At 49.5% G+C, this 21,827-nt stretch carries 17 protein-coding genes; 10 read left to right on the top strand and 7 right to left on the bottom strand.

The window, feature by feature from the left end:
- The first annotated feature begins 216 nt into the window (after positions 1-216).
- From KDD30_RS18545 to KDD30_RS18530, 4 genes are all read left to right on the top strand, one after another.
- Positions 217-2,556 carry an RND family transporter gene (locus tag KDD30_RS18545; RefSeq protein ID WP_249199415.1) on the top strand — a complete coding sequence of 780 codons (2,340 nt, stop codon included), beginning with the start codon at positions 217-219 and terminating at the stop codon, positions 2,554-2,556.
- A 75-nt stretch (positions 2,557-2,631) separates the two neighbouring features.
- On the top strand, positions 2,632-3,396 hold the full coding sequence (locus KDD30_RS18540; RefSeq protein WP_249199467.1) for an outer membrane lipoprotein-sorting protein: 765 nt from the start codon (positions 2,632-2,634) through the stop codon (positions 3,394-3,396).
- 20 nt (positions 3,397-3,416) lie between these two features.
- Positions 3,417-4,568, top strand: a complete 1,152-nt coding sequence (locus KDD30_RS18535) for a hypothetical protein (RefSeq protein WP_211651471.1) — start codon at positions 3,417-3,419, stop codon at positions 4,566-4,568.
- A gap of 653 nt (positions 4,569-5,221) precedes the next feature.
- Positions 5,222-6,538: a PAS domain-containing methyl-accepting chemotaxis protein gene (locus KDD30_RS18530; RefSeq protein ID WP_211651470.1), complete on the top strand. Its 1,317-nt coding sequence runs from the start codon at positions 5,222-5,224 to the stop codon at positions 6,536-6,538.
- A gap of 70 nt (positions 6,539-6,608) precedes the next feature.
- Here the strand turns inward: KDD30_RS18530 and KDD30_RS18525 are convergent, their stop codons facing one another.
- The 4 genes from KDD30_RS18525 to KDD30_RS18510 form a co-directional block, all read right to left on the bottom strand.
- Positions 6,609-7,115 carry a histidine phosphatase family protein gene (locus KDD30_RS18525; protein WP_211651469.1) on the bottom strand — a complete coding sequence of 169 codons (507 nt, stop codon included), beginning with the start codon at positions 7,113-7,115 and terminating at the stop codon, positions 6,609-6,611.
- Positions 7,116-7,168: 53 nt separating this feature from the next.
- Positions 7,169-8,410 (bottom strand): ABC transporter substrate-binding protein, encoded by a 1,242-nt coding sequence (locus tag KDD30_RS18520; protein ID WP_371826139.1) that lies wholly within the window; start codon positions 8,408-8,410, stop codon positions 7,169-7,171.
- 106 nt (positions 8,411-8,516) lie between these two features.
- On the bottom strand, positions 8,517-9,956 hold the full coding sequence (locus tag KDD30_RS18515; protein WP_211651876.1) for an ATP-binding protein: 1,440 nt from the start codon (positions 9,954-9,956) through the stop codon (positions 8,517-8,519).
- Positions 9,957-9,977: 21 nt separating this feature from the next.
- Positions 9,978-10,718, bottom strand: coding sequence for a response regulator (locus KDD30_RS18510; protein WP_211651468.1), 741 nt, complete (start codon positions 10,716-10,718; stop codon positions 9,978-9,980).
- 387 nt (positions 10,719-11,105) lie between these two features.
- Between KDD30_RS18510 and KDD30_RS18505 the strand changes: the two genes are divergently transcribed.
- Positions 11,106-13,421 (top strand): FdhF/YdeP family oxidoreductase, encoded by a 2,316-nt coding sequence (locus KDD30_RS18505; protein WP_211651467.1) that lies wholly within the window; start codon positions 11,106-11,108, stop codon positions 13,419-13,421.
- Between the two features lie 147 nt (positions 13,422-13,568).
- Here the strand turns inward: KDD30_RS18505 and ptsG are convergent, their stop codons facing one another.
- The gene (ptsG, locus tag KDD30_RS18500; protein WP_211651466.1) at positions 13,569-15,011 is read right to left on the bottom strand and encodes a glucose-specific PTS transporter subunit IIBC; all 1,443 of its coding nucleotides are present in this window, start codon (positions 15,009-15,011) and stop codon (positions 13,569-13,571) included.
- A 316-nt stretch (positions 15,012-15,327) separates the two neighbouring features.
- Here ptsG and KDD30_RS18495 point away from each other — a divergent pair, with 316 nt between their 5' ends.
- The 4 genes from KDD30_RS18495 to KDD30_RS18485 are packed head-to-tail and all read left to right on the top strand — an operon-like array spanning position 15,328 to position 18,744.
- A complete protein-coding gene (locus KDD30_RS18495) occupies positions 15,328-16,023 on the top strand; it encodes a response regulator (protein ID WP_211651465.1) in 696 nt (231 codons plus the stop codon).
- Between the two features lie 14 nt (positions 16,024-16,037).
- Positions 16,038-17,483 (top strand): ATP-binding protein, encoded by a 1,446-nt coding sequence (locus tag KDD30_RS18490; RefSeq protein ID WP_211651464.1) that lies wholly within the window; start codon positions 16,038-16,040, stop codon positions 17,481-17,483.
- Entirely contained in the window at positions 17,480-17,869 is a 390-nt protein-coding gene (locus KDD30_RS24610; protein WP_249199413.1) for a hypothetical protein, read from the top strand. Before KDD30_RS18490 ends, KDD30_RS24610 begins: the two co-directional genes overlap by 4 nt.
- Positions 17,755-18,744 carry an ABC transporter substrate-binding protein gene (locus KDD30_RS18485; RefSeq protein WP_371826138.1) on the top strand — a complete coding sequence of 330 codons (990 nt, stop codon included), beginning with the start codon at positions 17,755-17,757 and terminating at the stop codon, positions 18,742-18,744. The genes KDD30_RS24610 and KDD30_RS18485 overlap by 115 nt, the downstream gene beginning before the upstream one ends.
- 86 nt (positions 18,745-18,830) lie before the next feature.
- Here the strand turns inward: KDD30_RS18485 and KDD30_RS18480 are convergent, their stop codons facing one another.
- A complete protein-coding gene (locus KDD30_RS18480; protein ID WP_211651463.1) occupies positions 18,831-19,451 on the bottom strand; it encodes a class I SAM-dependent methyltransferase in 621 nt (206 codons plus the stop codon).
- Between the two features lie 302 nt (positions 19,452-19,753).
- Between KDD30_RS18480 and KDD30_RS18475 the strand changes: the two genes are divergently transcribed.
- Positions 19,754-21,058 (top strand): mechanosensitive ion channel family protein, encoded by a 1,305-nt coding sequence (locus KDD30_RS18475; RefSeq protein WP_211651462.1) that lies wholly within the window; start codon positions 19,754-19,756, stop codon positions 21,056-21,058.
- Positions 21,059-21,154: 96 nt separating this feature from the next.
- On the opposite strand, the gene KDD30_RS18470 is transcribed toward KDD30_RS18475, so the two are convergent.
- On the bottom strand, positions 21,155-21,514 hold the full coding sequence (locus tag KDD30_RS18470) for a hypothetical protein (protein WP_211651461.1): 360 nt from the start codon (positions 21,512-21,514) through the stop codon (positions 21,155-21,157).
- Between the last annotated feature and the right edge of the window lie 313 nt (positions 21,515-21,827).

The following is a 21,827-nucleotide window of genomic DNA, read 5'->3' as shown; positions in this document are numbered from 1 at the left end:
CTTGATTAACCCGCTTTATGCGGGTTAATTTCACACCATAGTTGACGATTAGTCATAAAAACTGTTTACTCTCCTTCTTGCATATTTAGGAAGTAAACTGTTACAGGGAAATGACACTCTAATTCAGTAACCTGTAAGTTGTTTAGAACACCAACCAGTTGAAAAACTGGTTTTTAAACGCCAATTTTTGACGAAACGTCACCAATGGAGAGTGTGATGAAAGACAGTCTATATGCATTGCCAATCAAACGAGCCTATCTCGTGATGGCAACGATGATCGCCTTGATCGTCGCAGCGACAATTGGGGCCAAGAACCTCTATTTCCGCGGCGATTACAACATTTTTTTCGACGGAAATAACCCGCAACTTCAGGCATTCAACACCATCCAGGCCACCTTCAGTAAAACCGACAACATCAGTTTTGTGGTTGCGCCAAAGAATGGCAATGTCTTTACCTCTGAAACACTCACTCTGATTCGTCAACTGACTGATGAAAGCTGGCAAATTCCTTTTTCAAGCCGGGTCGATTCAATATCAAATTATCAGCACACCGAAGCCATCGACGACGATTTGCTGGTTGAAGATTTACTTCTGGCAGATTATCCACTGACTGCAGAACGCATTCAGAAAGTCAAAGCTGTTGCACTCAATGAACCCTTGCTGCGAGATGCCTTAATCTCAGCTCAGGGTGATGTGGCTGTGGTGAATGTGACTTTACAAATGCCAAAAGTTGACGAAACGACAGAAATGACTACGGTCACGGATGCAACACAGGCATTGATCGACAACTATCGCGCCGAATACCCAGAGGTCGATTTTTATCAGGCCGGTATCGTGGCAATGAACCGTACCTTCATGGATATGGCGCAAAAAGACAGCAGCACGCTGGTGCCTGTGATGTTGCTGATTGTACTCGTATTTCTGGTCTTCATGCTGCGGACAGTCACCGCGGTACTGGCGACATTGCTTGTCATTATCGGTTCAGTCATGGCCACAATGGGTCTCTCCGGATGGGCAGGCATGTTCCTCAACACAGCCACTGTCAATGTGCCGACTCTGGTGCTGACGCTGGCGGTTGCAGACTGTGTGCATGTGATTGCGACCCTGCGCCAGGGGATGCAACGGGGCATGACCAAGCACGAAGCCATTTTCTACAGTACCCGGCTCAATACCATGCCGATTCTGATTACCTCTGTGACGACAGCGTTGGGATTCCTGATGATGAATGCATCCGACTCCCCCATCCTGCGTGATTTAGGAAATCTGGCCGCACTGGGCATCATGCTCGCTTGTGTGTTGTCCCTGACGTTATTACCCGCGCTGCTGGCAAAACTGCCCATGCGTGCACCTGCTGTTCAGCCTGAAGGACAAACCACCTGGACAGATACGCTGGGTAATCTGGTTGTGAACCACCGGAAAGTCATTCTACCTTTCTCTGTCCTCATGCTTGTAGGCTCCGTCTTCCTGCTGCCGAAAAACGTCGTCAATGATGAACCAGTCAAATATTTCGCAACGGACAGTTCATTCCGACAAGCGGCCGACTTTATGGCAGACAATATCAGTGGCATGACCACTGTCAGCATTGCCATTGATTCCGGCCAGCCACAAGGCATTGCCGACCCGCAATTTTTGCTGATTCTGCGCGACTTTACAGACTGGTTACGGATACAACCCGAAACGGATCACGTCGCCAGCTTGAGTGACACGTTCAAACGCCTGAATATGAACATGCACGGCGACGATGAAAGCTGGTACCGCATGCCGCAGGACCGTGAACTAGCCGCGCAGTACCTGCTGCTTTATGAAATGTCACTGCCCTACGGACTGGATCTGAACAATCAGCTCAACGTTGATAAATCCTCTGTCAAGCTGACACTCACGACCAAAAATATCGGCAGTAAAGAACTGGTTGCGCTGGAAACACGGATCAATGACTGGTTTGCCACTTATGCACCGGGCTATCAGATTATGGCTTCCAGTCCGAACCTGATGTTTGCTCACATCGGTGAAACGAACATGGCAAGTATGTTGAGCACGCTGCCAGTTACATTGGTTCTCATTTCTGTGCTGATGATTTTCGCGCTGCGTTCACTTCGCCTGGGGCTGATCAGTTTAATTCCGAATATTGCGCCCGCAGTCTTTGGTTTTGGTCTCTGGTCGCTGTGGTCCGGTGAAATCAACTTGGGGTTATCTGTCGTTGTCACGCTCACCCTGGGTATCGTCGTCGACGACGCTGTGCACTTCCTCAGTAAATACCAGATTGCCCGGAAAGAAGGCCGCAATGCCGAAGCTGCCGTTCGTTATGCCTTCAGTACTGTCGGCCGGGCCCTGTGGATCACCACTGTGGTTCTGGTTGCCGGTTTTCTGGTCCTTGCAAGCTCGAGCTTCAGACTGAACAGCGATATGGGGCAACTCAGCGCACTGATTATTTTCATCGCACTGGTCGTGGACTTCCTGTTACTGCCAACCATGCTGATGCTATTTGACCGTAAGCCTGTGGCACAGAACAGTCCTCAAGCCACAGCGCCAGATACGAATCATCCGATTACCCAATAATTTTCCCGAATTTTTAGGAGAACGATCATGACAAATCAAACTGCTCGAATGACGCAATGGCTGGCCTCGATTGGCATGCTTGCCACGCTGGGAATGGCAGTGATCCCTGCCGTTTGCCACGCAGGCAATGAACAGGGCATGGAGATTGCCAAAGAGCGTAAAGCGCGTGACACCGGCTGGGGAGACAGTATCGCAGATATGACGATGCTATTATCCAACGCTCAGGGTGAAAGCAGTACCCGAAAGATGCGTATTAAAACGCTGGAGGTCGTCGATGACGGTGACAAGGGACTGACCATCTTTGATGAACCAAGAGATGTTCAGGGAACAGCTTTCCTCAACTTTGCCCACACCACCAAACCCGACGATCAATGGCTTTATCTGCCCGCGTTAAAACGCGTGAAACGCATTGCATCACGCAACAAATCCGGTCCGTTCATGGGCAGCGAATTTGCTTATGAAGATCTCAGTTCATTCGAGCTTGAAAAGTATGAATTTACCTATCTGGGAGATGAAAGCGTTGCCAGTCAGGCTGCATTTAAAGTAAAGCAAATTCCGACTGATGCGTACTCAGGCTACACCAAGCAACTGGTCTGGGTCGACAAGGCACATTACCGCCCACTCAAAATTGAATTTTATGACCGTAAAGACAGCTTACTCAAAACGCTGAATTTCGACGATTACGAACAGTATTCTGGAAAATACTGGCGCGCTCATAAAATGACAATGACAAATCATCAAACCGGCAAGTCGACTGTGCTGACCACGCACGAACTGACTTTCAACAATGGGCTTGATGAAGGTGACTTCAACAAGGCCAGCCTGAAACGCGCCAAATAATTTCCTGAACAGGAGCAAGTATGACTTCTCGTCTCGCTGTACTGCCCCTGTTTCTGGCTGCCTCTGTCGAGGCAGCTGGTTTCAGTGGCCAAATCAATTTAGAACAACGTCAATTCATTCATGATGGCCTGCAAGGACAGGATAAAAGCCAGACCTCCCTCGTGATTGAGCCAGAGTGGTATACCGAATTTCAGGACGGAGACGCCCGTCTCACCATCCAGCCGTTCCTGCGACTCGATAGCATGGACGATGAACGGACCCATGCCGATATTCGTGAATTGATGTATCTGCAACTCATTCAGGATTACGAACTTCGGGTCGGGGTTGGCAAAGTTTTTTGGGGGGTCACCGAATCCATCCATTTGGTGGATGTGATCAACCAGACCGACAATGTCGAATCTGTAGACGGTGAACAAAAATTGGGACAGCCAATGATCAACCTGACCGCAGTCAAGGATTGGGGAAACGTCAGTGGTTTTATTTTGCCCTACTTTCGGGAACGGACTTTTGCCGGAAGCGACGGACGCCTTCGGACACCCCTTCCGGTCAATGGCCATGCCCGTTATGAGTCTTCTGCCGAACAGACACATGTTGACTGGTCGCTGCGATACAGCAACTATTTTGGTGACTGGGACGTGGGGGCAAGCTTTTTCAAAGGCACCAACCGAGATCCCTACTTTCTGCCAGGCACCGCAAGCCTGACGCCATATTACGCCCAGATGGAACAAAGCAGTGTTGATATTCAGGGCATTTTCGGTTCCTGGTTACTGAAATTAGAAGCGCTCTATCGGGACAGCCTGGAGAATCACTCTGCAGCCGTCACCGGCTTTGAATATACCATTGTGGGGGTATTTGATACTTACTGGGATTTAGGACTGATCGCTGAGTACCAATATGACTCCCGCGACCTCAGCCTGAATCAGAATGATCTGTTTTTGGGTACACGTTTTGCCTTCAATGACATTGACGGCACTGAGATTCTCTTTGGAATCAATCAGGATTTGGATCACAGTCAGGAATCAACCGGCAGAATTGAAGCATCCGCCCGAATCAACAATAACTGGAAATGGCGTGCGAATGCCTGGTGGTTTAACACAGATAAACTGGATAGCCCCCTGTATTTTGTCCGAAAAGATGATTTCATCGAGGTCGCTCTGGAATACTATTTCTGAATGAACACAATCACTTGATATCTTCCTTGCCGGAGCATCCCTGTCTCCGGTATTTTTCATTCAGATTCACAGTGCCTCGTCAGACTGTGGCCACTTCATCCGGTCACAATAAGATGCGTATGCTTCCCTGAATTGGCGAGCCCGTATTTTCGCCAGACTGGAATACCATTTCCACGCCGCTTTTCATGGCATATCAGGCAACATTGACTGATAAATAAAATATTAAAATCCTGTTTATATTAGGCATGCTACGAGTGAAGATGCGCCCCCATCTCTAGGAGATTCGATATACTGATAGAGAATACAATTGCAACCAACATCAGCGAGAATATGCAGCGATGCAATGAACCACTGTTTTTAACAACATTGACACTTGGAGAGAGATCACAAGTCCGATAAATAACCACACCCCCAACAGCTCAGGAATCGATCAGAAAGCATCTGGTATCCATACTTTAGGTAAGTGTATTCAGCATGAACATATATAGATAAAATCATTAATAGAACATATCGACATGAAATGTGAGTGTTTCAGCAGATTAGCAGCATCATTTAGCTTTCACTAAAAATGTGCTGGCTCTTCGAAAAATATCTTTTAAGCATTATTTGCTGCTATATGTTTTCTTAGGGTATATATCAACAAGGACTGTGACATGTTCGGTTTATCCAAGAAGAACAACGTCTCTCTTGAAGAGTACGAAGCGATAAAAAAACAGTGTCTGGAAACAAATCAACATCTCAATGCCATCCACGACTCCTTCGCGACCATTGAATTCTTTCCTGATGGAAAAATCATGACTGCCAATCACCATTTCCTCAAGACCATGGGCTATGATTTAACTGAAATTCAAGGCCACCATCACCAGATGTTTTGCTCCAGCGAAACCCGCAACAGCCCTGAATATCAACGTTTCTGGCAGCAGCTTGCGACAGGGAAACAATCTAAAGGGCTCTTCCAGCGTCTTAAAAAGAATGGTCAGGAAATCTGGCTTGAGGCCAGTTATTGTCCGGTAAAAAGTGATGATGGCCAAGTTTATAAGGTACTGAAAATTGCAGCGGATATCACGGAACGTGTTGCTGCTCACCATGAAAATACCAGCCAGATGCAGGCCGTCTCGCGTTCCATGGCCGTTATTGAGTTCGATCTCGAAGGAAGAATTCTGACGGCCAATGAGAATTTCCTGAATACAGTTGGATACTCGCTCGAAGAAATCAAAGGGAAGCATCACCGGCTATTTGTGACCGCTGAACATTCAAAATCTCAGGAATATCGTGATTTCTGGTCTCAACTCAATCAGGGCCAATTCCTTGGCGGAAAATTTGAGCGCGTCAATCGTCAGGGCGACCCTTTGTGGCTTGAAGCCACCTACAACCCGATCTTTGATGCCAATGGAAAGCTCTATAAAGTCATCAAATTTGCGACTGACATTACTCAGAACGTCCTGCTGGGACATCAAAACAGCCAGTTGGCCTACGACCTTTCGGTGAAAACGAGCCAACTCTCTGCAGAGGGCAGTCATTCCGGCAATCTGGCCATCGAACAAATGACCCATATGGTTGAAGCCTTGAATATGACGTCAGACGTGATCGCTCAGCTTGAAGAACAATCCAAAACCATTACCAGCATGGTCGATACCATCTCAGGCATCGCCAATCAGACCAACCTGCTGGCACTGAACGCCGCCATTGAAGCAGCCCGGGCAGGTGAGCAAGGCCGGGGGTTCGCTGTGGTTGCAGATGAGGTACGTCAGCTCGCATTTCGTACAAATGAATCCACCGATAAAATCGACAACCTTGTGAAACAAAACAGTCAGTTTACCGTACAGGCAGTCACTTCGATGTCGGATATCATTTCACATGCGCACAGCAGTATGGAAAAGGTGAAAGAAGCCAGCCAGGCGATTCATGAGATCGAAGCCAGCATGAATGAAGTTGTTGATGCGGTTCGCAAAATGTCTGAAGCAAGCTGAAGCAGCTCACTCAACAAATCATCGTCGGCTTCGCGGCAACTGCGTGAAGCCGACGCAAACCCAAATCAGATCATGATTTCTCCGGCTTCATCAGGCGTTTCGGATAATCAAAGAAAATCACCTCTGATGTTTCAGGCCCGAGGTTTTTCCATTGATCCGTATGAATAGCAAAAACCGCCACCCCACACGTCGGCATATTCTCAATCTTCAGCCCAAAGCGCCCGACCAATTCATTAATCGCCGGGTTATGACAAACCACCATCAAACGATCAATCTCATCCGAAACCGACTGAATGATTTCTGCAACTTCATGAGCAGAATCGGTATAAAGGCCGACCGTGGTTGCCAGCTCGGTTGGATGCGGGTGCAGCCCCTGTTCAAAAAACTGAGCGGTCTGAAAGGCCCGTTCCGCCGTACTGGACAATATTCGCTGCGGCATCGCCAGCCAGGCGCCGAAGCGTTTTGCCATCTCCTCAGCGTTTTTAAGACCTCGTTCATTCAACGGACGGTCATGGTCATCTAAATCCGGGTTATCCCAGGACGATTTTGCATGACGAACCACAAACAGTAATTTCATAAAGCAAAGCCTCCCTTTTCTTCATCATTGACCACACCACATGCACAAAGCGATCAGCGGGCAGACCGGACTGCTCTTTCCAATCGCATGGCAGCTTGCTTCGGGTCCGCTTTTTTACTGTGGAAGAAATCCGTGACCACATCAAAAATTGCAGCCTGCACATAGCTGCTATTCGCCAGTCCCTGCGACAGACTGGGCACGAGCTGATGGTGTTCTGCATTCGCCTGAAACGCTTGTGCCGATGCTTGAGCGCAGCGATCAAACTCTGTTAAAGGCACATCGTTGCGCACCGGAATCGACCCCTTCGCCAGGTTGAACTGACGTTGGAACTCTGGCGTCAGAATCGTGTACGCCATTTGTGCCTGCGATTCCAGATTCATGGTGGCGTCGTGTTTAAAGAACGCAAAACTATCAATATTGTAGGTAAAAAATCCTTGTGTGCCTGGCGCAGGCAAGCAAAGTACATCCACACCCGGTACTTTGCCCATCGCGGTGAACTCACCTTTCGCCCAGTCCCCCATAAATTGCATGGCCGCTTCACCATCCACAACCATGGCACTGGCATCACTCCATTCCATGGCTTTGGTTCTGACGTCAACATAAGGACGAATCGCGTCAAACTGGCGGAACACTTCAACCATTTTGGCACTGCTCAGCAGGCCGGAATCCAAATCCACGAAGGCGCTCCGATAATCTTCAGGCCCCAGAACCGCTAACGCGATGGACTCAAATAAAGTCACTTCCTGCCAGGGGTCGCTGCCTAAAGCAATCGGCACAATACCCGCCTGTTTCAGCTTTTCGGCCGCTGCAAAAAACGAAGCCAGAGAGTCTGGCAACTCAGCGCCTGCTTTTTTCAGTAAGGCTGGGTTGACCCAAAGCCAGTTCACACGGTGAATATTGACGGGTACGGCGACATAGTGCCCCTGATATTTCATGATCTGACTGATCACGGGTGGCAATAACTGATCCCAATGTTGCTTTTGAGCGACCGGATCTAACTGGGTGAGAAAACCCAGCATCGCCCATTCCTGCAAATCTTCGCCTTTCAATTGAGCCGCTGTCGGTGGGTTTCCGGACACTGCACGACTTTTCAGGACAGTCATCGCACTTTCCCCGCCACCACCCGCAATGGCAAAGTTTCGCCAGGCAATGCCTTGTTGCTCTAAGCTGTCTTGCAACACTCTGGCAGCTTTCATCTCGCCTTTTGATGTCCACCAGTGCAGCACTTCAACGTCCCGCTTGGGTTCCGTCACGGCTGCACTCACCTTTGAAGACATGACCAGCACTGTCGCCATCACAACGATTGAAGACAGATGTATCCAGCAATTTTTGCTTGCAGAACCTTGTTTCATCATGAGTTTCTGAACCAATTGAATTTGGATGCCATGGTACTGAACGACTTTAGTCCATGAGCCGGGGTAACGTCAGGGTGACTTCCAGTCCGCCTTGCTTCAGATTACGGATGGTTATTTCACCGCCATGGGCGTGTAAAATATTCCGGGCGATACCCAACCCTAAGCCATGACCTTCATCATCCTTGGCCAGCCTGACGTATGGCTCAAAGACTGAGTCCATCTTCTCATCCGGAATGCCGGGCCCCTGGTCCCAGATTCGAATCACGACCGCATCACTGGAGTCGTCCACATCAAGCCAGACGGTCTGCCCATATTTCACACCGTTTTCAATCAGATTACTCAGACAACGCTTCAGCGCGAGCGGCTTGCCCGCGACAGGGGCAATCTCAACCTCAGGCAAATGCACCCGGATCTGCTCGCGGTTATGGCTTTCCGAAATACTGCGCAGCATCTCAGAAAGATCAACCTGCACCAGATTCTCATGCAAATCGGTATCCCGAACCGTCTGAAGCGCGCCTTTCACCATCATTTCCAGCTCATCTAAGTCTTTATTGAACTTATCGATTTTGCTGTCATCTTCCAGTAATTCCGCCCGAAGCCGCAACCGGGTAATGGGCGTTTTCAAATCATGAGAAATCGAAGAGAACAAATGTTCCCTGTCATCAATATACCGGCGTAAACGCTGCTGCATCCGATTGAACGCCCGGGTTGCGGTGACCAGCTCACTGGCACCTTCTTCTTTGAGCTGCGGCTGATAAATATCCATGCTGAGCGCATTGGCAGCGTCTGCCAATTGCCTGAGCGGCTTGGTCTGACGCCGGATCATGGTGTAGGTAAACAGCAATAACAAGGCCGTTATAAACAGTAAGAACATCACTTGCTGCCCGGTAATGATTTCATCTTCCAGCGACGTGTAAGGCGGCGGTAATAATGCGGCAATGTAGAGCCACTCCCCTTCCGCCAATTCCAGCTGAACAACCAGAATCGGTGGATTCAGTGGCTCCAGACTCAAAGTGTAATGAGCCCAGGAACGGGGCAGATCGCTCAGGAGAATGTCATTACTCAACACATGCAGTGTTTCCGGGCGAGAAAATTCCACCCGGATGACATCCAGCCGCGGCAATTTATCGTGCAACACAGTTTCAATCGCCTGCACGGCTGTGTTTTTCATGCGGGAAACAGGAATCGGATCAATCCGGATTTCTTCTTCATTAAATGATACGAAAAACCGCGTTCCCCCCATGTTCCGGATCTGATCCAGCACGATATGACGATATTGCAGTGGCAGGGACTCAAAAAAATTGACGGTCGATGCGAACATGGTAGCCATACTGGCCGCTGCAGAATCCAGCCCTTCCAGGTCTCGACGTTTGGATTGTCCGTACCAGATGAGCGTTGCAATCATCTGGGCCAGAAAAACGGCCAGCAATGTAAACCACAGGGTCCGGGCCATCAGCGAAGTTGGCCACCATTTCTTCCAGTTCATCATCCTTCCACCGGCACAGGCTCAGTCCTTGGTTTCATAACTGACATCAGCATTAAACAAATAACCGTTGCCGCGCACTGTCTTGATCAGGCGCTGCTGGCGGCCTTTATCCCCCAGACGCTGACGCAAGCGGCTCAGCTGAACATCCACGGCTCGCTCCGAAGGCTGGGCATCCCGTCCCCGCGTTGCATAGAAAATGGTATCGCGATCAAGGACTTCATTCGGCCGGCTTAAAAACAACAGGAGTAATGCGTAGTCACTGTTGGTCATTTCATAACTGCGCTGGGTTTGAATATCCTGCAGCATTTGTGATGCCGTATCCAACCGCCACCGGTCAAACAAAAAGGCTTTCGGGAGTGCCTGTTGGCTGATGTCCGGCTGAGGACCAGACGACTTCACGCGCCGCATCACCGCTTTCATACGTGCCATCAATTGCCGGGGACTGAACGGTTTAGCAATGTAGTCATCTGCTCCCAGTTCCAACCCCACAATCTGATCCATCTCGTCAGACACTGCAGTGAGCATAATAATTGGCACATCAGACGTTTTACGGACATGCTGACAAAGTTCGAAACCATCTTCACCGGGCAACATGATATCCAGCAAAATTAAATCCGGTTCACTGATGGTCATTTCTCGCTTCATGGCGACGCCGTCCTCAGCCGTCACAACCTGAAAACCTTGTTTGGTCAGATATTCCTCTAACAGTTCGCGAATCTCCTGATCATCATCGACAACCAGTACCAGCTTGTTCGCAATCATTCTGCATTCCTCAATTCAATCCATGCCATGACAGCATGCAATGCTTATTCCGCTCAGGCCTTAAGATACCAGACTCCAGCACAAAACGCTTGAGGTTCAGTGTAACGCGCAAGTAACAGCTGTTGAGCACAGCGCTGCATAAGCGATTGTCTTGCTTCATATTATCGATGATGACTTGACACAGAATTGACAGATAATTCGTACAATCCTTACACTTTTTGTGGTCAATGCTACATTTTTATGAAGCAAGCCGTAATAGGATATTGCATCGACCTGCTCATTCAAAAAATCATCTGTCATCGTTGCCGATCCCAATGACCTGCACACAACCCCGGACGATTGAGCTCGCCATGCCTGTATCAGTGCCGCACAAGGAAAGGAATCACCATGACCATTAAACAATATAAAGGCTCCGCCGGTGGCTGGGGCGCACTCGCCAGTACTACCCGTCATTTGGTGAAAAGCGAAAACGTCACCCGGAATATCCGTAACCTGTTGAAAACAAATCAGGATCATGGCTTTGACTGTCCGGGTTGCGCCTGGGGAGAATCCGAAGAACCCGGCCGTTTTCGTTTTTGTGAGAACGGTGCGAAAGCCGTGAACTGGGAAGCCACCAGTCGTCGGGTCACGCCTGAATTCTTTGCTCAGTATCCGGTGGGCTGGCTACAACAGCAGAGCGATTATTTTCTTGAATATCAGGGACGTCTGAGCCACCCGGTTCGTTATAACGCGCAAACCGACCACTATGAAGCCATTTCATGGGACGATGCTTTCGCCCTGATTGCCGACCATCTGAACACGCTGGAAAGCCCGGATCAGGCCGAGTTTTATACTTCAGGCCGAGCCAGTAACGAAGCTGCGTTTCTGTACCAGCTCTTTGCCCGCGCTTATGGCACCAACAATTTTCCTGACTGCTCGAATATGTGCCATGAAGCCAGTGGTGTGGCACTGAAGCAAAGTATTGGCGTGGGGAAAGGAACCGTCCGGATTGAAGACTTTGATCAGGCTGATGCCATTTTTGTCTTTGGCCAGAATCCCGGCACCAACCATCCACGTATGCTGGACACCTTGCGTAAAGCAGCACGTCGCGGTGCTGCAATTGTGACGATGAATCCCCTGAAAGAGCGTGGCCTGGAACGCTTCACCAACCCGCAATCTCCTGCTGAAATGCTGACAGGCGGCGCAACCCGAATCAGTAGTCATTATTTCACGCCCAAACTGGGCGGCGATATGGCTGTGGTTCGCGGCATGGTGAAATCACTGCTCGAAACCGACAAAACCGAAATGCTGGCGGGTCGCCCGTCGATTTTCGATCAGGACTTTATCCAGGCGCATACCACGGGCATGACGCAGTATCTGACTGAAGTGGAACAGACCGACTGGTCCGCCATTGTTGAGCAATCCGGGCTCAGCCAGGATGATATCGAATATGCTGCGAACCTTTACCGGCAGTCCGAGCGGGTCATCATCACTTGGGCGATGGGTCTGACGCAGCATAAGCACTCCGTGAACACCATCCAGGAAATTACCAACCTTCAGTTGCTGTTTGGACAATTCGGCAAACCCGGCGCGGGGGTTTGTCCCGTTCGGGGTCACAGTAATGTGCAGGGTGACCGAACGATGGGGATCAACGAAAAACCGGCCCCTGCCTTTAATCAGGCGATCGAAGCAACCTTTGGCTTTTCACCGCCGACACAGCATGGCCACAACACCGTTCATGCGATCAAGGCCATGCTCGCAGGTGAGAGCAAAGTATTCATTGGGCTGGGCGGCAATTTTGCGTCGGCGACGCCGGATACACGGTTAACGCAGCAAGCCCTGTCGAACTGCAATCTCACGGTGAACATCGCCACCAAACTGAACCGGACGCACCTGATCACCGGCAAAGACAGCCTGATCCTGCCTTGCCTGGGCAGGACAGATATCGACCTGCAAAAAAATGGCCCGCAATCGGTCACGGTTGAAGACTCCTTCAGCATGGTGCACGCTTCCGGAGGGGTTGTTGAAAGTGATACCGGTGAAATGCGTTCAGAGCCTGCCATCATCGCCGGTATAGCTCAGGCAACACTCGGCAAACAGCCCGTGGACTGGTTAAAGCTGACAGAAGACTACGATCGGATTCGTGAGCTGATTGCAGATGTCATTCCGGGATTTTCAGACATGAACCAGAAGCTCAAGCAACCCGGCGGATTTTATCTGGGCAACAGTGCTGCTGAACGGATCTGGCATACGGATTCACGTAAAGCCGAATTCAAGACACACCCGCTGCCGGAACATCTGCTGGCTGCCAACCTCCGGCAACTCAGTGAAGATCCCGTGTTTGTACTGCAGACCGTTCGCTCTCACGACCAGTACAACACCACCATTTATGGGTTTGAAGACAGATACCGCGGTATTTCCGGCGAGCGAAAAGTGCTCATGATGAACCCGGCCGATATTGAAGCACTGGGCCTGAATGTGGGTGACCGGGTTGATGTCACCTCATTGGCTGCGGATGGCATTGAACGTCAGGTCAAAGGATTCAAACTCATTGGTTACGATATCCCCGCTGGTAATCTGGCGGCTTACTTCCCGGAAACCAATCCACTGGTTGCACTGGACAGTAAAGGCGATCTGAGTGATACACCCATTTCAAAAGCCATTCCCGTTATCCTGAAAGCCAGTCAGATTCACGATGAAAGGATTGATCTGGCGTCCTACTGACTCAGACGAATGAACAAAATAAAGCCGGGAATCACACCTGTGCGACCCGGCTTTTCATTGACAGCTTATTCCGGGGGAAGGGAACAAACCGTTCACCGCATAAGCTTTCGCAAAAATTCTGCTTCAGCCTGACCACGCGACGTTGCGTTACTGCGACGCAACCAATACTGCATTCATTTCAGTCTTGATGTTGTCGGACTGAGTGCCGAAGATGGCTTGCAGATTATCACCAACCACCAGCACTTCCCGGGCACCCAACTGCTTGATTTTAGGAATATCGGCTTTCCCCATATCACGCAGACTCACACGAAGGCGGGTAATGCAGGCATCCACATGCTTGATATTGCCTTTACCGCCCAAAGCCTGAATCAGATTCTCGGCCAGTTCCGTGCCAATTTCAGACAAGTTGCTGACAGATTCCGCATCTTGCTCACGCCCCGGCGTCATCAGGTTCAGCTTCGCAATCAGTACCCTGAAAATGGTGTAGTACATCAGCGCCCAAAGCGGACCAATCACGATGAACAACCAGGCATTTTGCGACAGCGGGAAGTAGATCAGGAAGTCAATCGCGCCATGGGCAAACGTGACACTGTGATGGATATCGAATGTGGTCACCAGTGCAAAGCCGATGCCAGTCAGAATACAGTGGATCACATACAGCACAGGGGCGGCAAACAGGAACGAGAATTCCATAGGTTCAGTGATACCGGTCAGCCAGGATGTCAACGCAGCAGAAGCCATAATACCGCCGACCAGCGCACGTTTTTCCGGGCGTGCTGAGTGATAAATGGCCAGACCGACGGCAGGCAGTGCCCACATCGAATAGAGATAGCCACCTGCCAGATTCCCTGCGGTTGGGTCACCGGCCAGATAACGCTGAATCTCACCTTTGATCACCTTCCCGGTTTCCGGATCCACATACTCACCCACTTCAAAGAAGAATGGGACGTTCCAGATATGGTGCAGACCAAAAGGAATAAGCGAACGCTCAACAAAACCATAAATCCCGAAGGCCGTTGTCGGGCTCTGATACGCAGCCCAGTGCGAGAAACTATCGATGGCATTCCCAATCGGCGGCCAGACATAGCTCAGGAAGATCCCCAGGAAAATTGCGGTGATCCCGGTAATGATGGGTACAAAACGCTTACCGGCAAAAAATCCCAGATATTCAGGTAAACGAATATTATGGAAGCGGTTAAACAGATAGGCAGCCACCGCACCAATCATAATGCCGCCGAATACCCCAGTATTCAGGCTTGGGATACCCAAAATCGTTGCAGGCTCAATGCCATGCAGTTTCGCCATCACGCCCATAGTCGCCGTCATGATGGCAAAACCAACCGTCGCTGCCAATCCGGCGGCTCCGTCATTATCCGACAGGCCTAACGCAACACCGATGGCAAAAATTAAAGCGAGGTTTCCAAAAACGGCATCGCCGGACATCGCCATAATGTCAGACACTAAATCCGGCATCCAAGAGAAATTCGCGGAACCTATCCCTAATAATAAGCCGGCCACCGGCAATACGGCGACAGGCAGCATCAGCGACCGGCCAATCCGTTGTAATAATCCAAACGCACTACTGATCATGTTCAATTCCTTGTGTAATGAAATATAACCCGCCTCTAAATTAAAGAATTAACAGACCGGATAGGTTAAAAAAGCGAATGATTTTGTAAGTGCTTTGTTACACATATAAATTGCAGCGTGGATGAAAAATAAGCTATATAGCACTGATTACCTTGCTGCGGTTTTGCTTCAACGATGTAACAAAGCCGCAAAATCTGGTGCCTCAATCAAATATCTGAAAAGAATTGAGAGCACTCCAAGCATTGGCGCTTCAAAAACATCACAAAACACAATAACAATGCTCTGACGTACGAACTGGTATGAGGAATCAAGGGATATGAAAACCATACTCATTGTGGACGATAATCAGGAACTTCGGGATGCACTCACCGAATACTTGGGCCGTTCGGAATTTAAAGTTCTCACTGCATGTGACGGGGAAGAAATGTGGGAGCATTTGCATCGCACAGAACCACACCTGATTATTCTGGATATTATGCTGCCGGGCGATGACGGACTGACCTTATGCAGCCAGATCCGAAAACGCTCGAATGTGCCAATCATTATGCTGACCGCAGTCACCGATGAAGTCGACCGGATCGCCGGGCTTGAAATCGGCGCCGATGATTACATCACCAAAACCTTCAGCCCGAGAGAATTACTGGCCCGGATCAAGGCCCTGCTCCGACGCACACAAGTGCCGCAGGATGACCCGGTTGCCCCCCATCAGTTACGCTTTTCCGGCTGGACCTGTGATCTGCTCAAACGCCGCTTGCTCAGTCCCGACGGCGAGGTCGTTCAGTTGTCTGGGGCAGATTTTAATCTCATTAGCCTGATGCTGGATAAACCGAATCAGCTGCTCAGCCGCGATGATATTGCCCGGTGTATCTGGGGGCGGGATGCCGATCCCTTTGAACGGGGCATTGATGTACAAATCAGCCGGCTGAGAAAACATTTACATGATGATGAGCGTACCCTGATTCTGACCGTCAGAAATAAAGGGTATATGCTTGCCAGCGATGTTGTCTCCTGAAGCTGCGGGGCGATATGAGGTTGAGCAGCGTTCAGTCACTTTTCTCCTCGATTACTTTTCGCATCGGGGCAACACTGCTGATCGTGATTATTATTGCGGAACTGATTGCTGGACTCATCTGGTACCAATCCAATGCCAGCAAAGAGGTGGATAACCTGAAAAAAACCATGGAAAGTCTGATGTCGAATGCAGCGGACACCTACAACTATTTCCATGCGCTGCCCGTGAACTACCGATACCTGATCCTCAACCAGATTCGTGAAATGGGCGGGACACGATTTTTTATTTCGATTAACCAACGCCTGCTGCCCACAACGCCCCTGGCTCAGAACAGCCGGACAGACATCCTGCTGTCAACCGCCAGCCAGATACTCCACCAGAAAATCCGTAAAACAAACCAAATTCATGTTGCCCTGAGCAAGCGCCAGGATCTGCGGGTATTTAACTCCGGCATTAAACTGGATGCTCTGCCTGAAATCTGGGCCAGTTACAGCCTTGCTTTGGGCGATATGGATTTGCCCATTGTGGTCATGCAAGTGCAGATGTCCGACAACGAATGGTTTTATCTGGCTGCAACACTGCCTGTCCCCTTTTCAACCTTGTCCCCTCAGTTCATCGATCAGAAGCAACTGATATTCCTAGGGATATCCTCCCTGTTACTCGTGTTGTGCACTGTTTGGCTGCTACGCCAGGAAATCCGGCCAATTCGGCGACTGGCCAAAGCAGCGACGTTGATGGGCGGACAGCTCTATGTGGAAGAAGTCGCCGAAGAAGGCAGTCTTGAAGCGAGAGCTGCCGTGCGCGCATTCAATAAAATGAATCGCAGAGTCCGTTCCTATATCCGTGATCGGGAAATGCTGTTTGGTGCGATATCTCACGATCTGAAAACGCCCCTTGCCTGCCTGAAGCTGCGGACGGAAATGCTGGACGATGAGCAGGCCAAAGCACGGTTCGAGAAGATACTTGATGAATTTGACCTGATGCTCAAAGGTGCCCTGCAATGTATCCGGGATACCGATATCCATGAAGAGCCTGAATGGATAGATATCACGCAAGTGCTTGAACAATGCGCCAGTTACTACAATCGAAATGAGCATACGGTGACCTTTTCGGCCGACACGCCCATGTTGTATCTGGGTAAACCTCTCGCGATTAAACGCTGCCTCTACAACATTGTTGATAATGCAGTGAAATATGGAGAAAAAGTCGATATTTCAATGAGAAGTACTGAGATAGACATTCAGATCCAATTCCGTGACTACGGACCAGGGCTGGATAAAAAGTGGGCCGAAAAAGTCTTCGAACCTTATTTTCGGGTTAACCCACAAGATGAACTGGGCTCTGGACTGGGCCTGACCATTTCCCGCAGTATTGCACGCAGCCACGGGGGTGATTTAACGCTGCATAATCATCCTGAGCAAGGCCTGGTTGTTGATATCCGACTGACGAGCGACACATGAAACCATTTTTTCTCTTGTGCCTGCTGATTTGCTTCTCTTCTGGCAAGGCCACAGCAAACAACAATGCACCAACTTCCGATCCCAAAGAGATTGAATTTCTGCATTGGTGGACTTCCAAAGGTGAAGTTGCAGCCTTTAATCTGGTGAAAGATGCGCTGTTACAGGCTGGTGTCAGCCTCTTGGATCAACCGATCCCGGGTGGCGGCGGTGATACGGCGATGTCGATTCTTCAGGCTCGGGCGATTGCAGGTACCCCCCGGATATTGTTCAACTGGAAGGCCCTTCGATTCAATCCTGGGCAGCGCTTGGCTTTCTGCATGAACTTGAACAGGTCGCCAAAGATGAAAACTGGCATGACAACCTTCTGCCCGTGGCACAGCAGGTGAATCAGTACCAGCAACGCTATGTTGCGATTCCCATTGCCATCCACCGCCTGAACTGGATGTGGATCAACCAAAAAGTCCTGCGACAATACGGTCTTGCCGTGCCCGAAAGTTGGGATGCCCTCATTGATGTGTTCGAGCGTCTGAAAAAAAACGGCGTTGAACCGCTGGCACTTGGGAAGGATCAATGGCAGGTTGCTTTGTTATTTGAAAATCTGGCGTTTGGATACGGGGGCGCAGACTATTACCAGCGTGCATTCATCCAGATGGATCCTGCCGTCCTGAACAGCGATACCACGCACGAGATCCTCCATCGCTTCCGAGCGATCAGCCGTTTAGTCAAACCAGGCATGTCGCACATGCGTTGGGATGAAGGAACACAGCTTTTAATTGAAGGCGAACGTGCCTTTCAGATTTCCGGGGACTGGGTATTGGGAGATCTGCTGGCCAGTCATGCGAAAGTGCCCACGGATATAGCCTGCTACCCGGCGCCTGCCGAACACCCGGGGTTTATTTACAATATGGACAGTTTCGCATTGTTTAACAGCCCGCGAACGGATGAACAAACCGCGGCAGTTGTCAGCAAAACCCTGTCTTCCCCTGAATTTCTGAAGGCCTTCAATCGCGTCAAAGGGGCACTGCCTGCCAGAAGTGATATCAAACTGAATGGCTTCAACAGTTGTTCAATCAATGCCAAGAAAGATATGGAAACCGCAACGAAAACCGGGCAAATGATCCCCAGTATTGTGGACTCCATGGCGGTCAGCCCGATTGCTCAGCAAGCCACATCCAGTGAGATTTACCGATATTTCAATGATGAGACCATGAAGCCCGACGATTTTATTCTGCACCTGCAGAATATCCCGCGCGGAGAATAAAAAACAAAGGGGGATAAAAACCACAATGAATCGGTTCATCCCCTTTTTCTGCTTGGCACCGTCGGACTTTCAACGGCACAGCAGGTTCAAAAAATAAACGGATGGCTCCGGTTTTCTTTTTTGACCGCCAACACACTGTAAGTATGCCAGCGCTTCTGTTTCCCCAGCACCGTTGACCCCATTTCATTCCGCTCAGACAATTCAATGATTTCAAAATCGTGAAAAAGCGCCTGAATTTCATCTCGGGTAAACGCATTGATGACCTGATGATGCCCTGTCGCCCAGTCGTCCTCAACACCCATGAAATCCCCGGCAAATACCCCCCGGTTCACCAGACAATCAGTCATATGTGCCCAGGTATCCTGAAACACATCGGGTAAGGAAAAATACAAACTGTTACTGGCATACACAATGCCAGCCGCCGGGTAATCAAAATGCTCAAAGCTGCTTTGCATCAACTCGACCTGCGGGTTCTCTGAAAAGCGCTGTCTGCACAGTGCAATCGCATCCGCGTTGATATCAAAACCATGTACCCGATAACCAAGATTGCTGAAAAATTGAATATCACTGCCTGTCCCGCAGCCGCAATCCACCACGATCTCCACACCACTTTGGTTTATTTCGAAGGCTCTCTCAGCTAATTGGTTGTGATTACGCCCCAACGCTCGCTCATAATACCGACGCCAGAGTTCTTCGCGATTATCCATGAATTTCTGTGATCTCCCTGTCTATCCAAGTGCACTTCATTTCAATTCACTGAGCAGCCATCACCCGTTGACATGCATCGAAAAATGAAATTTTCATATCTGTCAATTATTCAGCATTTGAAGTGCAACAACAAGCATATTGTTTTGAAAATATGACTCTTTGGTTCCAGTTGTTTACTCCTTCATCACCAGAGATCAGCCTGCCCGGCAATCACATCGAAATCCGCCTTCCAATCGTGTTTGTTTTGGTACTTTCATGCTACATTGGCCGCCAGTGAATGAGAGAAGGCAACGTTTTTTACATGATTACGGAATGGTTCAACGCACATCAAATTGATGTTCAGCGATTGATTGATTTGGGCGAAGCCCTCGGCCTGATTGCCGCAATTTCTATTGTGATTCATCTGGTGCTGCATCGTGGGGTCATTCTGTGGCTCAACCGTTTTACCGGCCATAGTGAAACACGCTGGCATCAGGCAGTTTTCGGAAAAAAACTGTTCAGCCGCTTCGCACTTTTGATTCAGGGGATTGTCATTGCCATTCAGGCACAGCTCTGGCTTTCTGACGACAGCGCCGTTTACGAAATTCTTCAGACATTCACCTCGTTATGGATTGTGCTCTACAGCTTGCTGACTCTTTATGCCGTGCTTGGCGTGATTGAAGTTCTGCTCGGACGGACCCAGGCTGGCCGGAATATGCCTTTACGCGGCATTTCCCAGAGCCTGAAGATAATCTTCTTTGTGGTCGCAGCGCTGCTGAGCACTTCGATTTTGATTGGTAAATCACCGGTGATTCTGCTGAGTGGTTTGGGGGCCATGACGGCGATCATCATGCTGGTGTTTAAAGATCCAATTCTGGGTCTGGTCGCCGGAATACAGCTCTCTGCAAATAAAATGCTAAGTGTCGGCGACTGGCTGGAGATGCCAAAATACGGTGCCGATGGCGATGTGATTGATATCAGCCTGACCACAGTAAAAGTTCAGAACTGGGATAAAACCATCACGACAATTCCAACTTATGCGCTGATATCTGACTCCTTCAAAAACTGGAAAGGCATGCAGCAATCCGGCGGGCGCAGAATTAAACGCAGCATGCTGATTGATGCAACCAGCGTCAGTTTTCTGTCCGAATCCGATATTCGCTACTTGCAAAAAGCGCAATTGCTTGAGCCTTACATGAAAGGCAAAGTCGAAGAAATCAGCAAGTATAACGCTCAGAGTCAAACGGATTTAGCCTGCCGGATCAATGGCCGTCGCCTGACAAATCTGGGGAGTTTCCGGGCTTATCTGGAGCGTTACCTGCGTCATCACCCGCATATTCACCAGCAAATGACATTGATGGTACGCCAGTTACCCCCAACACATGACGGGATAGCGCTCGAACTCTATTGTTTCACCAATACAACCATCTGGGTGGAATATGAACGGATTCAGTCTGATATTTTTGACCATCTGTTTGCAGTATTGCCAGAATTTGGATTACGGGTGTCGCAAGCCCCGACCGGGCACGATTTCCGTGAATGGCGATCCGCAGCTCAGTCACAAGTTCAAAACCCGGAAGCGGTTACCAATGAATACAAGCCATCCGGGCTCATGAACATCAACTAACTGAAGAGATACGCCGTTTCGCCAATTGATCAGACAGCCACATCTTGGATGTGGCTGTTTCGTTTGGGTTGTGACCTCAGCATGGTCCGAGCCTCATTAACCAATCCAGCGTTCACATTTCCGGCAAACTTTTTCCAGCAGAACAGCCCCAACAACAGGCAAACAATAATACATGCTATTCAATACAATGCTGTAGACATGCTTCTCTTTCGGGCCAGCCAGCAAAAACCATTGCATCTGACGATCAAGACCAAGATATGCCACAACGAGGACAGACAACACTGGCACATGCTTCAACTGTAACCTGAGCGCCAGTGCGATGGACACCATGAACGCTGCAATTGTGGTCGTATGATACGTTACACGCCCTACGGCCAATTGAAATACAAAGGCCAGAACAATCATCATGCCAAGATAGATGATCGACTTCTTCAAGCCTGATTTGATCCCATTCATGTTACTCCAAAGTTTTCTCACCAAAGATCTATCAATAGATGGCGCTCTGTTCGGCCGATTTCTTAAATACGTTTTATCAAACTGGGACAGGCACATGTTCAAAGAAGTTTTATCTAACCGGGACAGGCACCTTACTCAATCATGCGTCTGTCCCAATTGAGGGAAAAGCAGAACACTGTGCCTGTCCCCACTTTATGTCTCTTCGTATGTATCCATTGATGCTCCCCCATATCGGGACAGACACATTAAGCTCGCCTCTTGGGACCCCGGTATTCACCATTGAGCAGAGCACCTGCATGATTTTTTATACAAA

The sequence above is a fragment of the Photobacterium sp. GJ3 genome (assembly GCF_018199995.1).
Lineage (GTDB): Bacteria > Pseudomonadota > Gammaproteobacteria > Enterobacterales > Vibrionaceae > Photobacterium.
The sequence above is the reverse complement of the archived record's forward strand: the minus strand, read 5'-3'. Positions and strand labels throughout refer to the sequence as shown.